This is a genomic window from Rahnella sp. AA (assembly GCF_002834385.1).
Classification (GTDB): domain Bacteria; phylum Pseudomonadota; class Gammaproteobacteria; order Enterobacterales; family Enterobacteriaceae; genus Rahnella.
Map to the genome: position 1 here is coordinate 940,621 of NZ_PITQ01000001.1, position 18,305 is coordinate 958,925.

17 protein-coding genes, 1 tRNA gene and 1 pseudogene are annotated in these 18,305 nt (G+C 50.3%); 12 read left to right on the forward strand and 7 right to left on the reverse strand.

What is annotated here, in order from left to right:
* Window position 1 precedes the first annotated feature (1 nt).
* Window positions 2–385 (reverse strand): ArsC family reductase, encoded by a 384-nt coding sequence (locus CWS43_RS04255; protein WP_101075577.1) that lies wholly within the window; start codon window positions 383–385, stop codon window positions 2–4.
* Between the two features lie 199 nt (window positions 386–584).
* Here CWS43_RS04255 and ypfM point away from each other — a divergent pair, with 199 nt between their 5' ends.
* Window positions 585–644: a protein YpfM gene (ypfM, locus tag CWS43_RS27745; RefSeq protein WP_152328030.1), complete on the forward strand. Its 60-nt coding sequence runs from the start codon at window positions 585–587 to the stop codon at window positions 642–644.
* A gap of 189 nt (window positions 645–833) precedes the next feature.
* Here ypfM and acrD read toward each other — a convergent pair whose 3' ends face one another.
* A complete protein-coding gene (acrD, locus tag CWS43_RS04260) occupies window positions 834–3,989 on the reverse strand; it encodes a multidrug efflux RND transporter permease AcrD (RefSeq protein WP_101075578.1) in 3,156 nt (1,051 codons plus the stop codon).
* 327 nt (window positions 3,990–4,316) lie between these two features.
* Here acrD and CWS43_RS04265 point away from each other — a divergent pair, with 327 nt between their 5' ends.
* Window positions 4,317–4,607: a helix-turn-helix domain-containing protein gene (locus CWS43_RS04265; protein WP_101075579.1), complete on the forward strand. Its 291-nt coding sequence runs from the start codon at window positions 4,317–4,319 to the stop codon at window positions 4,605–4,607.
* A 72-nt stretch (window positions 4,608–4,679) separates the two neighbouring features.
* Window positions 4,680–5,270, forward strand: a complete 591-nt coding sequence (gene nudK / locus CWS43_RS04270) for a GDP-mannose pyrophosphatase NudK (RefSeq protein WP_101075580.1) — start codon at window positions 4,680–4,682, stop codon at window positions 5,268–5,270.
* 59 nt (window positions 5,271–5,329) lie between these two features.
* On the opposite strand, the gene CWS43_RS04275 is transcribed toward nudK, so the two are convergent.
* Window positions 5,330–6,505, reverse strand: coding sequence for a hypothetical protein (locus CWS43_RS04275; RefSeq protein ID WP_101075581.1), 1,176 nt, complete (start codon window positions 6,503–6,505; stop codon window positions 5,330–5,332).
* A 260-nt stretch (window positions 6,506–6,765) separates the two neighbouring features.
* Between CWS43_RS04275 and CWS43_RS04280 the strand changes: the two genes are divergently transcribed.
* On the forward strand, window positions 6,766–7,836 hold the full coding sequence (locus CWS43_RS04280; protein WP_101075582.1) for a DUF1176 domain-containing protein: 1,071 nt from the start codon (window positions 6,766–6,768) through the stop codon (window positions 7,834–7,836).
* Window positions 7,837–7,913: 77 nt separating this feature from the next.
* Here the strand turns inward: CWS43_RS04280 and ybcJ are convergent, their stop codons facing one another.
* Together ybcJ and folD are read right to left on the reverse strand one after the other, a co-directional pair.
* Complete coding sequence (gene ybcJ, locus CWS43_RS04285) at window positions 7,914–8,132, reverse strand: ribosome-associated protein YbcJ (RefSeq protein ID WP_101075584.1); 219 nt, start codon at window positions 8,130–8,132, stop codon at window positions 7,914–7,916.
* A gap of 32 nt (window positions 8,133–8,164) precedes the next feature.
* A complete protein-coding gene (folD, locus tag CWS43_RS04290) occupies window positions 8,165–9,037 on the reverse strand; it encodes a bifunctional methylenetetrahydrofolate dehydrogenase/methenyltetrahydrofolate cyclohydrolase FolD (RefSeq protein WP_101075585.1) in 873 nt (290 codons plus the stop codon).
* A gap of 184 nt (window positions 9,038–9,221) precedes the next feature.
* Here folD and CWS43_RS04295 point away from each other — a divergent pair, with 184 nt between their 5' ends.
* Window positions 9,222–10,133: an L-lactate dehydrogenase gene (locus CWS43_RS04295; protein WP_101075587.1), complete on the forward strand. Its 912-nt coding sequence runs from the start codon at window positions 9,222–9,224 to the stop codon at window positions 10,131–10,133.
* A 146-nt stretch (window positions 10,134–10,279) separates the two neighbouring features.
* Window positions 10,280–10,356, forward strand: a tRNA-Arg gene (locus tag CWS43_RS04300).
* Between the two features lie 4 nt (window positions 10,357–10,360).
* Here the strand turns inward: CWS43_RS04300 and CWS43_RS27750 are convergent.
* Window positions 10,361–10,612, reverse strand: a pseudogene (locus CWS43_RS27750) (tyrosine-type recombinase/integrase); the annotation flags it as partial.
* A gap of 282 nt (window positions 10,613–10,894) precedes the next feature.
* On the opposite strand from CWS43_RS27750, the gene CWS43_RS04310 reads away from it, so the two are divergent.
* The 6 genes from CWS43_RS04310 (at window position 10,895) to CWS43_RS04335 (ending at window position 17,152) form a co-directional block, all read left to right on the forward strand.
* Window positions 10,895–11,458 (forward strand): DUF1440 domain-containing protein, encoded by a 564-nt coding sequence (locus tag CWS43_RS04310; RefSeq protein WP_101075589.1) that lies wholly within the window; start codon window positions 10,895–10,897, stop codon window positions 11,456–11,458.
* Between the two features lie 258 nt (window positions 11,459–11,716).
* Window positions 11,717–13,132 carry a sugar porter family MFS transporter gene (locus CWS43_RS04315; protein ID WP_101075591.1) on the forward strand — a complete coding sequence of 472 codons (1,416 nt, stop codon included), beginning with the start codon at window positions 11,717–11,719 and terminating at the stop codon, window positions 13,130–13,132.
* 50 nt (window positions 13,133–13,182) lie between these two features.
* A complete protein-coding gene (locus tag CWS43_RS04320; RefSeq protein WP_101075593.1) occupies window positions 13,183–13,737 on the forward strand; it encodes a sugar O-acetyltransferase in 555 nt (184 codons plus the stop codon).
* An 89-nt stretch (window positions 13,738–13,826) separates the two neighbouring features.
* On the forward strand, window positions 13,827–14,588 hold the full coding sequence (locus tag CWS43_RS04325) for a hypothetical protein (RefSeq protein WP_101075594.1): 762 nt from the start codon (window positions 13,827–13,829) through the stop codon (window positions 14,586–14,588).
* Window positions 14,589–15,078: 490 nt separating this feature from the next.
* A complete protein-coding gene (locus CWS43_RS04330) occupies window positions 15,079–16,398 on the forward strand; it encodes an NTP/NDP exchange transporter (protein ID WP_232776649.1) in 1,320 nt (439 codons plus the stop codon).
* A gap of 1 nt (window position 16,399) precedes the next feature.
* On the forward strand, window positions 16,400–17,152 hold the full coding sequence (locus CWS43_RS04335) for an NADPH-dependent F420 reductase (protein ID WP_232776652.1): 753 nt from the start codon (window positions 16,400–16,402) through the stop codon (window positions 17,150–17,152).
* Between the two features lie 76 nt (window positions 17,153–17,228).
* Here CWS43_RS04335 and CWS43_RS04340 read toward each other — a convergent pair whose 3' ends face one another.
* Window positions 17,229–18,122 (reverse strand): LysR family transcriptional regulator, encoded by an 894-nt coding sequence (locus CWS43_RS04340; RefSeq protein ID WP_101075596.1) that lies wholly within the window; start codon window positions 18,120–18,122, stop codon window positions 17,229–17,231.
* Between the last annotated feature and the right edge of the window lie 183 nt (window positions 18,123–18,305).

Genomic DNA, 18,305 nt, shown 5'->3' on the forward strand with positions numbered 1-18,305 from the left:
GTTACTTCACCTGTGCGAGGAATTGCTGATAGGTTTCTGGTTTGAATCCCAGCAAAGACTGACCCTCCGGGGCCAGTAAAAATGGGCGTTTAATCACTGCGGGATGTTCAAGCATCACGGCTTTAGCGGCGGCTTCGTTATCACAGGCTGCGCGCGTGGCGTCATCCAGCTTGCGCCAGGTGGTGCCGCGGGTGTTGAGCATCGCTTCCCAACCCTGTTTGCTGATGAGGTTTTGCAGCAGCGCGTCGTCCAGGCCTTCAACCCGATAATCGTGGAACTGGCATTCAACGCCATTTTCTTCCAGCCAGCGGCGGGCTTTTTTGACGGTATCGCAATTTTTAATGCCGTAAAGAATAAAAGTGGTTTGAGCAGACGTCGTTGCCATAAAAAAACATAACCTGTGAGTAATAAAGGAACTTTTGACCAGCGCAAAAAGCGGGACACGAATAATTCACATAATGAGGCAAAATGCGGGCAGGATCCAGACGGGGCGGGATTGTGATCGCGATTAAACAATCGCGAATGAATTTTTGCGTGTACAAAAAATAGACGTATAATGATGCCGTCCAATCAAGGGGAGAAAAATGTTAGAGCAAGAATTAGGTAACTGGAAAGACTTTATCGACCGTATGTTGAAAGCGTAATTGCCCACAGTACCAGCGACAAAGCAAAGAGAAGATTTATTCACCGTGTCAGCGCGTCATAATAAAAACGTTTGTTCAGGAAGACCATTACGTCCATTTAGCGACGATTTACACCAGCCAATAAATCATTAATAAAAAAGGCGTTAATATCTATTAACGCCTTTTTTGTTTTCAGCGATTTGCGTTTCGTCAGTGTGTATCGGCTGGCGCTGTTTCAGCGATATCAGCAATCACCGGCTTACCACTTTTACCGGGGAAACGGCGGCGGATCAGCACAAAGAACAGCGGCACGAAGAAGATTGCCAGAACTGTCGCAGAAATCATCCCACCGATAACACCGGTCCCCACGGCGTGCTGGCTGCCCGAGCCTGCGCCCATGCTGGTCGCCATCGGCAGTACGCCGAAGATAAACGCCAGTGATGTCATCAGAATCGGCCGCAGGCGCATTCTGGCGGCTTCCAGTGTGGCTTCCAGCAACTCTTTGCCTTTAGTATTCAGATCGTTGGCAAATTCGACGATCAGAATGGCGTTTTTCGCTGACAAGCCGATGATCGTTAACATCCCGACCTGGAAATACACGTCGTTTTCCAGCCCGCGCAACCAGGTTGCGATGACAGCACCGATCACACCCAGCGGAACAACCAGCATAACGGAGAACGGTATCGACCAGCTTTCGTACAGGGCGGCCAGACACAGGAACACCACCAGCAAAGAAATTGCATACAGCGCCGGAGCTTGTGAGCCGGATAGCCTTTCCTGATACGACAGGCCGGTCCATTCCAAACCAATGCCCACCGGCAGTTTGGCGACCAGTTTTTCCATGTCATCCATGGCGGTACCGCTGCTGATACCTGTTGCCGGCTCGCCGACAATTTCGAGTGACGAGTAGCCATTATAACGTTCCAGACGTGGCGAACCGGTCAGCCAGTAAGACGTTGCGAATGCGGAAAAAGGCACCATGGTTCCCGCAGAGTTGCGGACGTACCAGCGGTTGACGTCGTCCGGCAACATACGGAACTGCGCCCCGGCTTGCACATACACTTTTTTGACACGCCCGCGATCAACGAAGTCGTTGACGTAGGTCGAGCCCCAGGCCGTACTGAGCGTACTGTTGATATCCGCAATCGCTACGCCAAGCGCCTGTGCTTTTACCTGATCAATGTTGATCTGCAACTGCGGGCTGTCATCCAGACCATTGTGGCGAACGCGGGTCAGGTTGCTGTCTTTTGAGGTCATTTCAAGCAACTGATCGCGGGCGGACATCAGGGCTGCGTGCCCAAGCCCGGCATGGTCTTGTAATTCCATATCAAAGCCGGTTGCGCTGCCAAGGCCGTTGATCGCCGGCGGGCTGCTGGCGATAACACGCGCTTCCTGAATTTTACGGAAGGCGGTGGTGGCTCGTTCAATCAGGTCAAATGAAGACTCTCCCGCGCCAGTACGCTGATCCCAGGGGGTAAGGCGTACGAACATACGGGCAACGTTCTGTCCGTTCCCGCCCGGGCCGGCACCGATGGTTGAAAACACGGAAAGCACATCTTTTTTATCTTCGGTCAGGAAATATTTCTCGACTTTTTCGACCACTTTTTGGGTTTGCTGCAATGTGGAACCCGGTGGCAATTGTATCTGAACGGTGAACACACCCTGATCTTCCAACGGCAGGAACGATGTCGGTAATTTGATGAACATAACGGCCAGTGCGACAACAATCAGCGCATAAGCCAGCATATAGCGCAGGCTGTTGCGTAAAATCCGCGCAACGCCATTTTCATAACGGCGGGCATTGCGGTCAAACATACGGTTAAACCAGCCGAAGAAGCCACGTTTGCCGTGATGGTGGCCCTGGGCGATAGGTTTGAGAATGGTGGAACAGAGCGCAGGCGTCAGCGTCAGTGCAACGAATACTGAAAGCACCATCGCGGAAACGATGGTAATGGAGAACTGGCGGTAAATCGCACCTGTGGTGCCGCCGAAGAAGGCCATGGGGACGAATACTGCGGACAACACCATCGTGATGCCGACGAGTGCGCTCTGGATTTGCCCCATCGATTTGCGCGTCGCTTCTCTGGGGCTAAGACCTTCTTCGCTCATCACGCGCTCGACGTTTTCTACCACCACAATGGCATCATCTACCAGCAAGCCGATCGCCAGAACCATCGCAAACATCGTCAATGTATTTATGCTGTAACCGAACTGATGCAATACCGCGAATGTGCCGAGCAATACCACGGGAACGGCAATCGTCGGGATCAATGTGGCGCGGAAATTTTGCAGGAACAGATACATCACCAGGAACACCAGTACGATCGCCTCGAACAGCGTTTTCACCACATCTGTGATGGCGGCTTTGACGAACGGCGTCGTTTCGTAGGCAATTTCGGCTTTCAGGCCATGTGGATAGTAGTGAGAAAGTTCATCCAGACGTGCACGAACGGCTTTATCAGTTTGTAACTCATTGGCCCCGGAAGCCAGTTTTACGCCCATCCCTGACGCTGCCTGCCCGTTATAGCGGCTGAGCAGAGCATAGTTTTCGGCACCCAGGCCAATGGTCGCGACATCACCAAGTTTGACCTGTGAACCATCCTGATTCACTTTCAGGGTGATCTGACGAAACTGCTCGGGTGTTTGAAGCTGTGCCTGCGCATTAATGGTGGCGTTGAGTGCCTGAAAATCAACGGAAGGCGCACCGCCAAGCTGTCCCACGGCAACCTGGCTGTTTTGTGCTTTGATTGCTGTGACAACATCTGCCGTCGTCAGCTCATAATTATTGAGCTTGTCCGGATCCAACCAGATGCGCATCGCGTACTGTGAGCCGTAGGCATCAATACTCCCGACGCCGTCGACACGGCTGAGTGGATCCTGAATGTTCGACGCCACATAGTCGGCGATATCCTGCTTATCCATGCTGCCATCGGTGGACACGAACGCCACCATCATCAGGTTCGTATCACCGGTTTTCGACACAGTGACACCCTGAGTCTGGACATCTTGCGGCAGTCGTTTCAGCGCCTGTTGCAGTTGGTTTTGCACCTGTTGCAGGGCTTCGTTGGGGTCTGTTCCGGCGGTAAAACTCAGGGTTATTTGCGATTTGCCGTCGTTACTGCTCTGCGAGGACATATACATCAGATTATCGAGGCCAGTCATATTCTGTTCGATAATCTGCGTAACGGTATTTTCTAATGTTTGTGCTGATGCGCCCGGATAGGTCGCAGAGATCCTGACATTCGGCGGAGCCAGATCAGGATACTGTTCAACCGGCAGAAAATAGATAGCGAGTGCGCCGGACAAGGAAATGATGATCGCTAAAACCCAGGCAAAGATTGGGCGATCGATAAAAAAGTTAGCCATGCGTCAAGAACCTCGTTGTCACTCTGGCTGAGTGACTAACATCAGCAAACAAACATAACGTCAGTAATCTGACAAAAAAATCCCTGAGAGTATTTTCACAGGGGCGGTGCTGTCCGGAAAGAACTGAGCGAGTGTTAGAGTATCGTTCTATGTCAGTGCACTTTACCTGCTCACAACGCATAAAACGTGGAGAAATAAAGGAGATGATGTAAAAAAGCCCCCCCACACACGGGGTTATATCTCAGACATGTTCGCTGAAACAGTCTACGCTTTGACTGCCATCTTTATATGACAAAATTTTTTTACCGACACGCAGGAGCTGTCCAGATGAGTTTGACTTTAAATTCGGTATTTGCCCGCCGTCTCTATCTTTGCTGGTTGCTGGACAATGAACCTAAACTGAATGTGCCGAAGCTGATGGAAATCACCGGCTGGCCTAGACGTACTTTGCAGGATGTGCTGAAAGCGTTACCGGGCATGGGTATCGAACTGGAGTTTGTGCAGCAGGGCGTGCGCAATAACGACGGCTACTATCAGATTTCCGGCTGGGGACCGCTGGATCCTCAATGGATTGCCCGACATCGCGGGCAACTTCTCGATGCAATTGAGCACGGCTGACGCTGGCAGGGGCGTACTATTGCGGCTATGATATCGGGCTTCTCTCACCCTTTCTGAGCGGAGGCACGCTAAATGTCATCTCATGGCAGGTCATCTAAAATCGAAAACGTCCAGACCGAGTTACTCTCTGATAACTGGTATGTTCTTCGAAAATTCACCTACGATTTAATCAAACGCAACGGTGAACGTCAGCCGCAATCCCGTGAAGTGTATGATCGGGGAAACGGTGCGACTATTCTGCTTTATAACCGGCCAAAGAAAACCGTTCTGCTGATCAATCAGTTTCGTATGCCGACGTATGTCAACGGCAACCCGACCGGCATGTTGCTGGAAACCTGCGCAGGTTTGCTGGATGACGATTCACCGGAAGATTGCATCCGCAAAGAAGCGATTGAAGAAACCGGTTTTGCCGTCGGGCACGTCGAAAAATTATTCGAATGCTATATGTCGCCGGGCAGCGTGACGGAAATCGTACACTTTTTTGCCGCAGAATATGATGAATCGCAGCGGGCGAATGCGGGCGGCGGCGTGGAAGATGAAGATATTGATGTGCTGGAAGTGCCGTTCAACGAAGCGCTGGCGATGATTAAAGATGGCCGCATCAAAGACGGTAAAACGATTATGCTGCTGCAATACGCGCAGTTGCAGGGCTGGCTGGCATAACGGCGATGCGTTATCTCGTGATGTAAATAACAAAGGCACCCGGAGGTGCCTTTGCTGTTTCAGTGGGTGAGACTGAGCGGAGTACTGCCTGCGTGACCTTTTATTGCTGACCAGGGGAGAACTGACCATTCCGGGCCTTCACATGAACGCAGCACACGGGCAAACGTTGGGTCAAAATACAGCCCCTGGGGAGTGAAATACCACGCAGGAAACTGCCAGACCGAAGGATCTGAATAATCACAATCATCTTCACTTTCGTCTGTCGGTTTTTGCATTTGCTGCGGGTACGCGGCCGTCAGTTGTTTCACCAGCCACGGTGCCCATTTTTTCGCGCGGTATTGCGCAAAAGTATCGAAATCCACATCATTTTTCCCTGTGAGGGCGCGGTCTTCCGCATTCAGATAATGGGAGGGCGCACCGTCTCCGACCCAGACAACATCTTCCAGGGTCAGCGTTTCCGCATTTTTAGCATTCAGATTGACAGGGGCTTCGCCGAAATCCGGATGTGCGCCGCCACAGTCGTAAGAAGTGAAGACGCTCACGCTGACGACCTCCGGGCTCAGGTATTCCGGCGTCACCGTTTGCTGATATTCACCCTGCCCAAAGCGGCTGGCGCCGAGCATACAGGCGTGCCAGCTGCTGACTTCCTGCCACAGACGGGCACGCAGCTTTTGGTTAATCGCCTGCAGACCAGCCTCGGGATAACCCGAAACAATCTCAAATAAACTGATTTTAGATTGCGGTTCAGTCCACCATTGCAGCTGATACCCCATCAGATTTTCGCTTTTGCCGGCCTTTAGCTGCAGCGCAGATAACCGCAAATACTCGTAGGGATCGATATGGATAAGCGAGCTGAGATAGCTGTCATCCGCCGCCGTTGCCGGCAATTGCGCAGGTTGCAACGTAACCGGTAAGGTTTTGCCTTTCGGATCCGTCCAGCTGCCTTGCCAGCCGCCATTCTCAGTTTTCGTGAGTGAAAGCTCAGGGCGTGGCGTATCGTCAAAATCATCCAATCCTTCCTGTAGCTTCAGGTCCTGACCATCCAGTGAACCATTCAGCGGCAGATCCAGACGATATTTCTGATAAAAATATCGACCGGTGACTTCATCTGGCTTATTTAAGTCCAGTTCGACAACAATATTGGTTTTACCCAGCGTACCGGAATACACCACAGGTGGCTCTTCAGCCAGCGCTGGTAGCGAGAACAGTGCTATCAGCCAAATCAATAACTTCATCCGTATCTCCCAGAGAAATGAACAGCATCCTTCCTGCTTGCCATTATTGTTTGTTTTAGGCGTGACCAGTGTACTGAAAGTTTCGTGACGTCACCATTACGTGATTTCGTACGTCATGAAAAATTATTATCGCTATGACCACAAATCTGGCTGAGTATCTCTTTCTTATTTCGAATAAAAAATGCTGGATTGTTGGCACTCTCCTGGCGAGGGTTACGCTATTATCAGAGGGATAATTTCGAACAGAGCTGAAACTCATAATGAGCAGATGGATAACCGCCCCTTTATGCCTGCTGGCCGGAATGCTGGTTTTTAGCACACAGGCTGAGCCGCTGCAGGCAATTTATAATGACTGGCAGGTCAGTTGCGACAATCTGAATCACTGTGTGGCGCGTAATTCTCAGGATGGACAGGAACTGGTGATGAAAATCACCCGCGAAGCTGGCCCTGAAGGGAAATCGTCAGTCAGTATTGATTACCAGCGCAACAGTGACGAACAGACGACGGATGCGCCGATTGCCAGCCGCCTGCAAATGAATGGCAAAACGCTGAGCTTTAATCACCGGGAATGGGATACCAGTAAAAAACATCTTTCGACCAGTAACCGTTTGGTGGTGAATGATTTTATCGAAGATATCCGTGAAGGCAGCAGTATCCAGTTGGCCGTGAAAGCGGACCCTTCTCAAACGGTAAAACCGGTGATTTCGCTCAAAGGGATAAAAGCAGCGCTGCTGGCAATTGACGCGCAACAAGGGCGCGTTGGTACGAAAACAGCCTGGATAAGCCGGGGTGGTAAACCGGCGAACGCTGTTCCGCCAGCCCCGGTTTCACCGGTTCTGCCGCGTTTCAGTGAGCCTCATGCCTTGTCTGAAACAGAGATTTCGGCCATTACCCAGAATGCCGCCACGACGATTGAAAATAACGATTGCAGCCTCGATCCTTCTGAGCGTGAAGTACACATTTTTGCCCTGAGCAATGACAAAGCGCTGATGACCGTTAATTGTGATATGGGCGCATACAATCTCTATACTTTGGGTTTTTTGGTTTCCCGCCAGCCACCTTATAAAATGGATAATCTGGCGCTGAATATGCCCTTCAAACTGGGGGAAGACGACGAATCACCGGAGCTTATCAACGCTGATTTTGATCCGAAGACCGGCATGCTTTCAACCTATGATAAAGGGCGTGGCGTTGGCGATTGCGGGGTGTCTTCACGTTGGTTGTTCGACGGAAAAGCGTTTCGGCTGGCTGCCTTCGCTTCTGAGCCAAGCTGTGACGGCTACAGCCGTGGCGGCGAATGGCCGGTGCTTTGGGTGACGCAGGTTCAGTAGGCTTTATTCCAATACAAAAATGCCCTGCCAGCGTGAAGCGAACAGGGCATTTTTTTGCAACAAAACCGCTTAAATCGTTATGCGGATGCTTTCACGACCACTTTGTTGCTGGCAAATTCGACCTGCTGATCGGCAACAATTTTGCAGCGTTTGCGGGTTTCGATTTTACCGTTGACCTTAACCTGGCCTTCTGCGATCACCGCTTTTGCGGTACCGCCGCTGTCACACCAGCCCATAAATTTGAGCAGATCGCACAGTTCAACGTGCGGGTGTTGTTCGAGAAAAAAAGTTTCCATGTGTTCCTGACTTTTTGTGTAGTGCTGCTTGTTTAAGGCTTACTGGCGCTGATGTCATGATATTCCTCGCACGCCTGCAAGGTATTTTGAATCAACGTTGCGACCGTCATCGGGCCTACGCCGCCCGGCACCGGTGTGATAAAGGAAGCGCGCTCGGCGGCGGCATCATATTCCACATCGCCGACAACTTTACCACTTTCCAGACGGTTAATACCGACATCAATGACGATTGCGCCTGGTTTAATCCATTCGCCCGGGATAAAGCCCGGTTTGCCAACGGCCACCACAACCAAATCTGCATTTTCAACGTGATGGCGCAGATTTTTAGTAAAACGGTGCGTAACCGTGGTTGTACAACCGGCCAGCAGTAGTTCCATGCTCATCGGGCGGCCAACAATATTGGATGCACCGATCACCACCGCATTCAGGCCAAAAGTATCGATACCGTAACGCTCGAGCAAGGTGACGATGCCGCGCGGAGTACAAGGGCGTAGCGTCGGAGCGCGCTGGCAAAGGCGACCCACATTATAAGGATGGAAACCATCAACATCTTTGCCCGGATGAATGCGTTCCAGCACTTTAATGTTATCGATGCCCGCAGGCAGCGGTAACTGGACCAGAATACCGTCGATTTCGTTATCGTTGTTCAGTTTTTCGATAAGATCCAGAAGCTCTGCTTCACTGGTGGTTGCGGGTAAATCGTAAGAGCGGGAAATAAACCCCACCTCTTCACACGAGCGGCGTTTGCTGGCGACATAAATCTGCGATGCCGGGTTTTCACCCACCAGCACAACGGCCAGCCCCGGTGCGCGCTTTCCTTGCGCCAGTCGTTGTTGAACACGCGCTGCAACTTCGCTTCTGACTTGCTGCGCAATCGTTTTACCGTCAATAATCTTTGCTGCCATCAGGGGATAAATCCATCAATTAATAAATGCAGGGGGATGCGGCTATTTTGTCAGAAGCGGCGGGCGCTGTCAGGCGCTGAATGCGAATAACTTCTGATTTTCGGGGACAAATTAACCTGAGACAGTGGCGAAAAAAGTGTCTATTTTAGAAACAGGTCTTTTTAAATCATAAGGAAAGGAACCAATGACACGCAAAGTGGGGATCATCGGCGCGGGGCATGTCGGCGCTGACGTTGCATTTTCTTTAGTCACGCAGGGATTGTGTGACGTGATTGTTTTGTTGGATGAAAACGAGCCTAAAGCAGCCAGCCAGGCACTTGAACTACGCGATATGGCCTCGCTCACTGTCTCCCGTGTTCAGATTATTGCTAACGATTACAGTGAACTGTCTGACGCTGACGTGCTGGTGGTGGCTGTCGGCCCGAAAACTCTGCTGCGTGAAGATCGCCTTGAGGAACTGGCTGAGACCCGTGCTGCCGTGCGTGAAGTTATTCCGCGCGTGATCGCCAGCGGCTTTGGTGGCGTGATTGTCAACATCACCAATCCGTGTGATGTCATCACACAGATTATTCAGCAGACCAGTGGTTTTCCGGATACTCAAGTTTTCGGCACCGGCACTTCGCTTGATACCGCCCGCATGAAACGCGTTGTGGGTGAGTTCTTTGGGTTTGATCCGAAAAGTGTCACGGGCTATGTGATGGGGGAGCATGGAGAGTCGCAGTTTGTCGCATGGAGCACCGTCACCCTTGGCGGGCGTCCGGTTGCAGAACTGGCGGGCGACCGGGATGTTGACTGGGCGAAAATGGACAATGCAGTACGCGGTGGTGGCTGGGAAATCCTGCAAGGGAAGGGCTGGACCAGTTTTGGTATTGCTACGGCCACTTCGCGTCTGGTGAGTGCAATTTTATCCGATTCGCACAGCGTGTATCCGGTTTCTGCGTGGGATGACGAATTGAGTGTGTATATCGGACAACCTGCGGTTATCGGTAAGAAAGGTGTGGTACGAACGCTGCAACCGGAACTGACGGCCTATGAGGGTGTGGCATACCATGCCTCTGCGCGCGTCATCGCCGCTGCGCTGAAATCCGAAAAATAGACGATACGGATCACATAACATGGCAAAGCAGCCCGGGAGTTACTGCAAATTGTTCAGGCATTAAGCAGTGAGTTCGAAACCCATTGACTCGACCCGGTCTGCCCGTATAATCCGAACCCGCAACGCTCCTGAAAGGGACAAGCAATGCGCCCTTAGCTCAGTTGGATAGAGCAACGGCCTTCTAAGCCGTAGGTCACAGGTTCGAGCCCTGTAGGGCGTACCATTTCTATAGATTCCCAGCCTCCCATTTCCTGCAATGCCGAAAGTGGTACTCCGGTCTGAACTAACCAGCTTGCCCACGTATGTCTCTGGTCATTAAAACGGAAGTTTTGGATCCCGGCACGCTTCAGTGCCAAACGCCATGCCGTATTCGAATCGACACGCAGTTTCCTGACTGCAGCGTAGCAAAATAAGAAATCGTGGATCCCGTCGTAACCGTTATTACGCCCGGAGCTCTTTCCTGAAGCAATCAGTACCATTTCAACCCCCAAATGGTATATTTTGACCGCCTGTCCCCGTTCCTGATTCTATTTGAAAATTCCCACGCTATATCTGTCTATGTTTAATTTTCAATTCATTCGAATTTTCACTTTGCTTACTATTTCTTATCTATTAATTATCCATGAGTATGAAATAGAACGATTCTGGCTAATTTATCTCATGAGGCTTGTTTTATAAAGCCGGAGAAAAGCTGATCAGGATCAATTTTATTGATCTGCAAAGTTATAACATTCCGGAGCTAACTTTACTTTGGGTGAAATATGAAAATAAAAGAGTTATTTGTTATGACTGCTCCGGGAAGGCGCAGATACGGTGTGGCTTTATTTGTCGGTATCATTTCTGGAGTTATTTCTGCATTTGTAAAATGGGGCGCGGAAGTTCCTTTACCTCCACGTACATTCTCAGGCGGGCGCGACGAGTTTAATCCTCCTTTTATTTTCCTGAGAGATTACATGGGGATTGACCCGACGCAGGCTATATATCATTTTTCTGAACATATAATAAACCCCGTCCATGTTACTCATATAATATTTTCTCTTGTGTTTGCTATTGGTTACTGCCTGGTTGCTGAGGTTTTCCCTAAAGTTAAATTATGGCAAGGTGCGCTGGCAGGTATAATCGTCACTGTTATTGTTCACGGGATAAGTATCCCTTTACTGGGATTAAGCCCTTCATTATCAGAAATCCCGGTCGATGAATATATCTCCGAAATCGTGGGCCATATATTCTGGTTTTGGGCGATTGAAATGATCCGCCGTGATTTACGTAACAGAATCACGCATGAACCTGATGCCGAAGTCCCTATCAATTCGCTCTCCCGTTAATACCTTTCGTTTTTCAATGAAACCACCAGCGCAATACTGGTGGTTTATAGCGTGCTCTTTTCTGTTGGCGCTGTTCGCCTGAAAAGGGGCGTCAGGCTGCCTGCTACTGGTGATCCCGATCACAAAAAATCCGGCGCAGCACGATTGTGTATATATGTGCCTTTCCTGCTCTCACCCCAATGATGACTTCTGCTTATCGTAACTGCGGAATGATTTTTTTCTGATGTCCGTTGCTGTATCCACTTTCCGGAGAAAAAAATGTCGTCATCTGATGTGGCAAAACTGACTGAAAGCCCGCTCAAAAATACCAAGGTTATGAACCTGTTCGTGTCTTTCGCTGCTGCAATGGCGGGACTACTGTTTGGCCTCGATATTGGTGTGATTTCGGGAGCGCTTCCCTTTATTACCGAACACTTCGTTCTCAGCAGCAGGCTGCAGGAGTGGGTAGTGAGTATCATGATGCTGGGCGCAGCATTAGGTGCGCTGGCCAATGGCTGGCTCTCTTTCCGGCTGGGGCGCAAGTACAGCCTGATGGCGGCAGCGCTGCTGTTTATTCTCGGTTCGCTCGGCTCATCCTTCGCTTCTAATGTCGAGATCCTGATGGTATCGCGCCTGATACTGGGGTTTGCCGTAGGCATTGCGTCTTATACCGCCCCCCTGTATCTGTCTGAAATGGCATCAGAAACTATTCGCGGCAAAATGATTGCGATGTACCAGCTCATGGTTACTCTCGGTATTCTGCTGGCGTTTCTTTCTGATACTGCATTCAGCGCCAGCGGAGACTGGCGTGCCATGTTGGGTATTCTGGCGGTCCCTGCATTTATACTGATGGTTGCCGTTTGTTTTTTACCCAACAGCCCGCGTTGGCTGGCCGCCAAAGGGCAGCATATTGAGGCTGAGCGCGTGCTGCGGATGCTGCGTGATACGTCTGAAAAGGCGCGCCAGGAGCTCAATGAAATTCGTGAAAGTCTGAAACTGAAACAAGGGGGCTGGGGGTTATTCAAAGCTAACAGCAATGTGCGTCGTGCTGTCGGGCTGGGCATGTTATTACAGGCCATGCAGCAGTTTACCGGCATGAACATCATTATGTATTACGCGCCAAAAATATTTAATCTGGCCGGATTCACCAATACGCGACAGCAAATGATTGCGACCATCATTGTGGGGCTGACATTTGTGCTGGCGACGTTTATCGCTATCGGAATGGTTGATAAAGCAGGGCGCAAACCCGCACTCAAAATAGGATTCAGCGTCATTGCGTTAGGAACGCTGGTGCTGGGTTATTGCCTTCAGCAAATTAATGCAGGATCAACCAGCGTTGGGCTTTCCTGGCTATCTGTCGGGATGACCATGATGTGCATTGCCGGTTATGCGATGAGCGCTGCGCCGGTCGTCTGGATCCTCTGTTCCGAAATCCAGCCGTTAAAAAGCCGCGATTTTGGCATCACCTGTTCGACAACCACTAACTGGATTTCCAATATGATTATCGGCGCGACGTTCCTGACGTTGATGGACAATATTGGTGCCGCAGGGACATTCTGGTTGTACACCGCGCTGAATGTGGTGTTTGTGGTGATAACGTTCATCCTGATACCTGAAACCAAAAACGTCACGCTTGAACAAATCGAAAGAAATCTTATGGCCGGTAAAAAGCTGCGTGACATCGGGCAGTAAGGCTGACGGAAATTTCATTCCGGATGTGGAATCTGAGCAGGGAGCGGAATATGCGAGACTTAATGAAAATGACCCGCGGGATGGATTACCAAATCAATGATGATGAATTGCGCGAAATTCGTTATCAGACCCGCGATATCGTGGATGCGTTTAACGCGCTGAGCGCCAGACAAACCGTTGAAAAGGATGCGTTGATCAGAAAGATATTTGGCCAGGTCGGGAGCAACGTTCATTTCGAAAAAGGGATGTGTATTGACTACGGCATGAATACGCATATTGGTGATAACGTTTTTATCAATTTCAATTTCGTATTACTGGATTGCGCGCAGGTCACGATCGGAAATAATGTCTTTATCGGGCCGGATGTGCAAATTTATACCGCACAACATCCGCTGGATATTAATTTGCGTCGCACACATATCGGCAGCGCCCGACCCGTGCACATTGGCAACGATGTCTGGATTGGCGGGGGATGCGTGGTTTTGCCGGGGGTAAACATCGGTGATGGCAGCACAATCGGTGCTGGCAGCGTGGTGACCCGTTCAGTTCCGGCGGGCGTTATCGCCGCCGGGAACCCATGTCGCGTGATAAAAAATATCGGGTGATGAGCTGCAATATCGTTTTTAGAAAAATGCACCATACTTGGGGAAGTGTTCATCCATCCCCCGCTTTGAGCATTTTAAAGGAATGATATATGCAGCCATTATTAAGTCATCCGGCTTTCTTTTTTGTGGTCTGTTTTGTTTTGATGTCGCTGGGCGGTTGTGGAAGTATTTTTGTATTGAGGCGTAAGAAAAAACTGGAAAGTGATGTGCTGGAGGATTTTGGCGTTGTGCAGGCCGCGACGTTGACATTACTGGCACTGCTGATCGGTTTTAGTTTTTCTATGGCAGTAAGCCGTTACGATCAGCGTAAAAATTATGAAGAAGAAGAGGCGAATGCCATAGGCACGGAGTATTTGCGGGCAGATCTGGCTCAGGAGGAAAATGCCGGCGAAATTCGCCTTCTGCTTAAAAGTTACCTTGCGCAACGCGTGGCATTTTATCAGGCTCACGGCAAGGCACAGCTGGATAGGATTGATGCACATACCGGTGTTCTGGAAAACAGGCTCTGGCAGGCGGTATTAGTGGAAGCTAAAAACAACCCGACGCCGGTAGTCGCATTGCTGGTGTCTGGTATGAATGATGTGATTAATACGCAGGGCTATACACAGGCAGCCTGGTGGAACCGAATTCCGGTTTCAGCCTGGGTACTGCTGATGGTTATCGCGTTATTCAGCAGCATGCTGGTGGGATACGGAGCGCGGAGTAATTCGGCCAAAAGTGCGTACTTACTTATCCTGCCGTTGATGGTTTCGCTTTCTCTTGCGCTGATCGCCGACATCGACAGCCCCCGGGGCGGGTTGATCCGCGTTGTGCCACAGAATCTGATTAGCCTGCAACACTCTCTGGGGTAATAACCGGAAGGTAATAATATTCCGTATGCAATATTATTAATATTCAGGCTATTTATACGCATAAAAAAGCCCGCTCCAGGCGGGCTGCAAATGCAAAAAATACAATATTTCTTAAAGTGTGCACAGGATGAATTAAAAATTATATAAAATCAATTAATTATTATTAAAAATAAAGAAGGTTCATTTCATGACTGCATTGATCAAATATTGATCATTATCCTTTCTGATGTTTTTCTTATTATCAATGCTAAATGGTCCGCTAATAAAAAAATCAGATTTTCTTCAGGTTTACGTAACTAAAGTAAGTTATTAAATTTTAGTTAGGGCAAGAATAAAAAAACATTTCACCGCGATTAATGAATGAAACTCATAACCTCATCCCAATTCAGGGACTTAATTACGCCGCAATATCCGGTTAAATTCTAAACTCCCTTATGAAATTTACGCCAGTTGCCAGATTTTGGCTGATGGCCAGCCAGAAGAAAATACTATGCGGATGGGCAATATGGAAACGCAGGCTCAGGCTTCTTCGCCAGGGAATATGCTGATGCGTCTTTTTAATGTGCACCAGGGAGAAGGCCGGGCGCTGGTCTGGGCCGGGCTTTACATTTTTTCGCTATTTCTGGCGTATTACGTCTTGCGCCCCGTACGCGATGAGCTCGGTGTTGCAGGGGGAGTACGACATTTGCCCTGGCTGTTTACCGGTACATTGCTGGCGATGCTGGCGATAAATCCGCTGTTTGCTGCCGCAGTACGCCGCTGGTCGCGGGAACGATTTATTGCGGTGACTTACCGGTTTTTCATGTTCAATCTGCTGATTTTTATGGCGCTGATGCATTTTTCCAGTGCGTCGCAACTGATCTGGGTTGGCAGGGCATTTTTCATCTGGGTATCCGTATTCAATCTTTTTGTCGTCTCGGTATTCTGGTCTTTTGTCGTCGATATTTTCGGGCAGGAACAAGGAAAGCGGTTGTTTGGTGTTCTTGCAGCGGGCGCAACGTTGGGCGGCATCGTGGGTTCCGTGCTGACTGTCAGCCTGGTTGAATTTATTGGTCAGCAGGGGTTGTTACTGATCGCCGTTGTGTTGCTCGAAGTGGCTGTCATGACGTCCCGGGGGCTGGCGCGCCACAGTGATGCGTTCCATACACCGCTGCAGCGCGAAGATAATCATAAAGCTCTGGGCGGGGGGATTTTCAGTGGCATGACGCACACTTTCCGCTCGCCGCGGTTACTGGGGATCGCCGTGTTTATGCTGCTTTATAGCATGACATCCACATTTTTGTATTTTCAGCAGGCAGCAATTGCAGAAAGCGCGTTTGCAGACAGTGCGTCACGCATTGCTTTCTTTGCCAGCATTGATTTTTGGGTTAACAGCCTGACGCTGGCGCTGCAGCTATTTCTGACCGGCAGGCTAATCAGCTGGTTTGGCGTCGCCGCAACGTTGTGCTCACTGCCATTCATCAGCCTTGCAGGATTTGCCGGTTTAGCCGCATGGCCGACGGTGACGGTATTTGTGGTTATTCAGGTGGCGAGGCGGGTCAGTAATTTCGGTCTGGCACGGCCTGCCCGCGAAGTTCTGTTTACCTGGGTTGTCCGCGAGGATCGCTATAAAGCCAAAAATTTTATCGATACGGTGGTGTACCGCACCGGCGACCAGGTCGCTGGCTGGAGTTACGCCGGTCTGGCTGCGCTTGGCCTGAGCATGACCGGTGTCTCGCTGGTCGCCGTGCCGCTGTCGGCATTGTGGCTGCTGCTTAGCTTCTGGCTTGGCAGGCAAAAATTTTCTCAACCTTCTGCTAAGGAGATTTAAGATGAAATTCTCACGACGTTCGGTTCTTGGCGCTGCGGGCGCGATGGTGTCTGTCAGTTTGCTGAACGGCATGATCTCTTTTTCTGCAATGGCCGATGCCCTTAACCCGACCGGTAGCCCTAAACGCATCGGAGTCATCGGCGCGGGCTGGCTGGGCGGAACAGTTGGCAGTGTGTGGGTTAAAGCGGGGCACGAGGTGATGTTTTCCTCCCGTCACCCTGATGAGCTAAAAAGCATGGTCAGCAAACTCGGGGACAAAGCTTCTGTGGGGACAGTACGCGAAGCCGCTGAATTTGGTGATGTGCTGTTGTTTGCGGTGCCTTATGCTGCGCTTCCACAGCTTGGAGGCGATCTGGCCGGGCTTATTCGGGGGAAAATCGTACTTGATGCCTGCAACTCATCGGCATCTTCTTCCGATGCTCTGACGCGTGAAGCACATGCTAATGGTGATGCAGTCACCACAGCTAAATATCTGGCGGGTGCCAATGTCGTTCGTGCGTTCAGTGCGGTTGATGCGACGGCCGTTGAGGCATCAGCGGCCAGAAACACTAATAAACTGGGGGTGCCAATAGCGGGTGATGACCTTAAAGCTGTGCAGGTGGTGGCTCAGTTAGTCACTGATGCCGGCTGCGTGCCCGTTGTGGTTGGCAAACTGGCTGATGCCACCAGTTTCCAGCGCGGCGGGCCAGGTTTTCGTGCGAATACCAACGCGCCGGAATTACGTCGTATGCTGAATTTGCCCGCAGAAAGTTGAGTGGCCGTACTGACATAACGGATGGCGGAAATACCGCTGTCCGTTATGTCAGTGAATGGAAATCAGAAGGGCGGGGTTACTTTTTATATCGCAAAGCATCAAGTAATAATGCAAAGGCGGTGGTGTGCTGTTTTCTGCTTGGGTAATAAAGATAATAACCGGGGAACGGTTCGCACCATTCTTCCAGCACCCGGATTAACTGACCGCTGGCGATTTCATTTTTCACGGAATCTTCGGGTACATAAGCCAGGCCAAATCCGGTGATCGCCGCATCAATTCTCTGACGTAAGCTATTGAAGGTTAATTGCCCGTCAACACGAACTTTTAATTCGCGGCCATCTTTGCCAAATTCCCAGGCATAAATGCCGCCCATCGTCGGCAGACGCATATTAATACAACGGTGGGACTGTAATTCCGGAGGTGTTAAAGGAATGTCCTGATGGGCGAAATAAGACGGAGAACCGACGACGGCCATGCTCATTTCTGGCCCGATACGAACCGCAATCATGTCTTTGGCAACTTGTTCACCGAGGCGGATCCCGGCATCAAACCGGCCTGTCACAATATCGGTGAGGGCATTATCGAGGGTGATTTCAATATTAATATCGGTGTATTCGGCCAGAAATGTTTTTAATACCGGCCAGAGAATTGAATCTACCGCGTGTTCACCGGCGGTAATGCGGATATTTCCGGCCGGGCGTTCGCGCATTTCGCTCAACGCTTCCAGCTCAGATTCAATTTCGGCAAAGCGTGGGCCGAGGCTGGCGACCATTTTTTCCCCGGCTTCCGTGGGGGCGACGCTGCGCGTCGTCCGGGTCAGCAGACGCAGTTCCAGCCTTTCTTCCAGGCCCCGTATGGAATGGCTGAGCGCGGATTGTGAAACGCCCAATTTTGCTGCGGCTTTGGTAAAACTGCGTTCTCTTGCGACAACGAGAAACGAAATTAAATCGTTGAAATTCTCTTTTAACATTCCGGACCTGATCTTACGGATGGGCTATTGGATAGATTATAATCAGTTGGTCTTTTTTATGCGACGGTTATTAATGTGTTTACGTTCATGATTAATGAATGGCATTCATAACGGCATTCGTAATTTACTGTCTTATAACGCGGTATTACGAATGTTAATATAACCCCATAAGAGTGAGGCTAA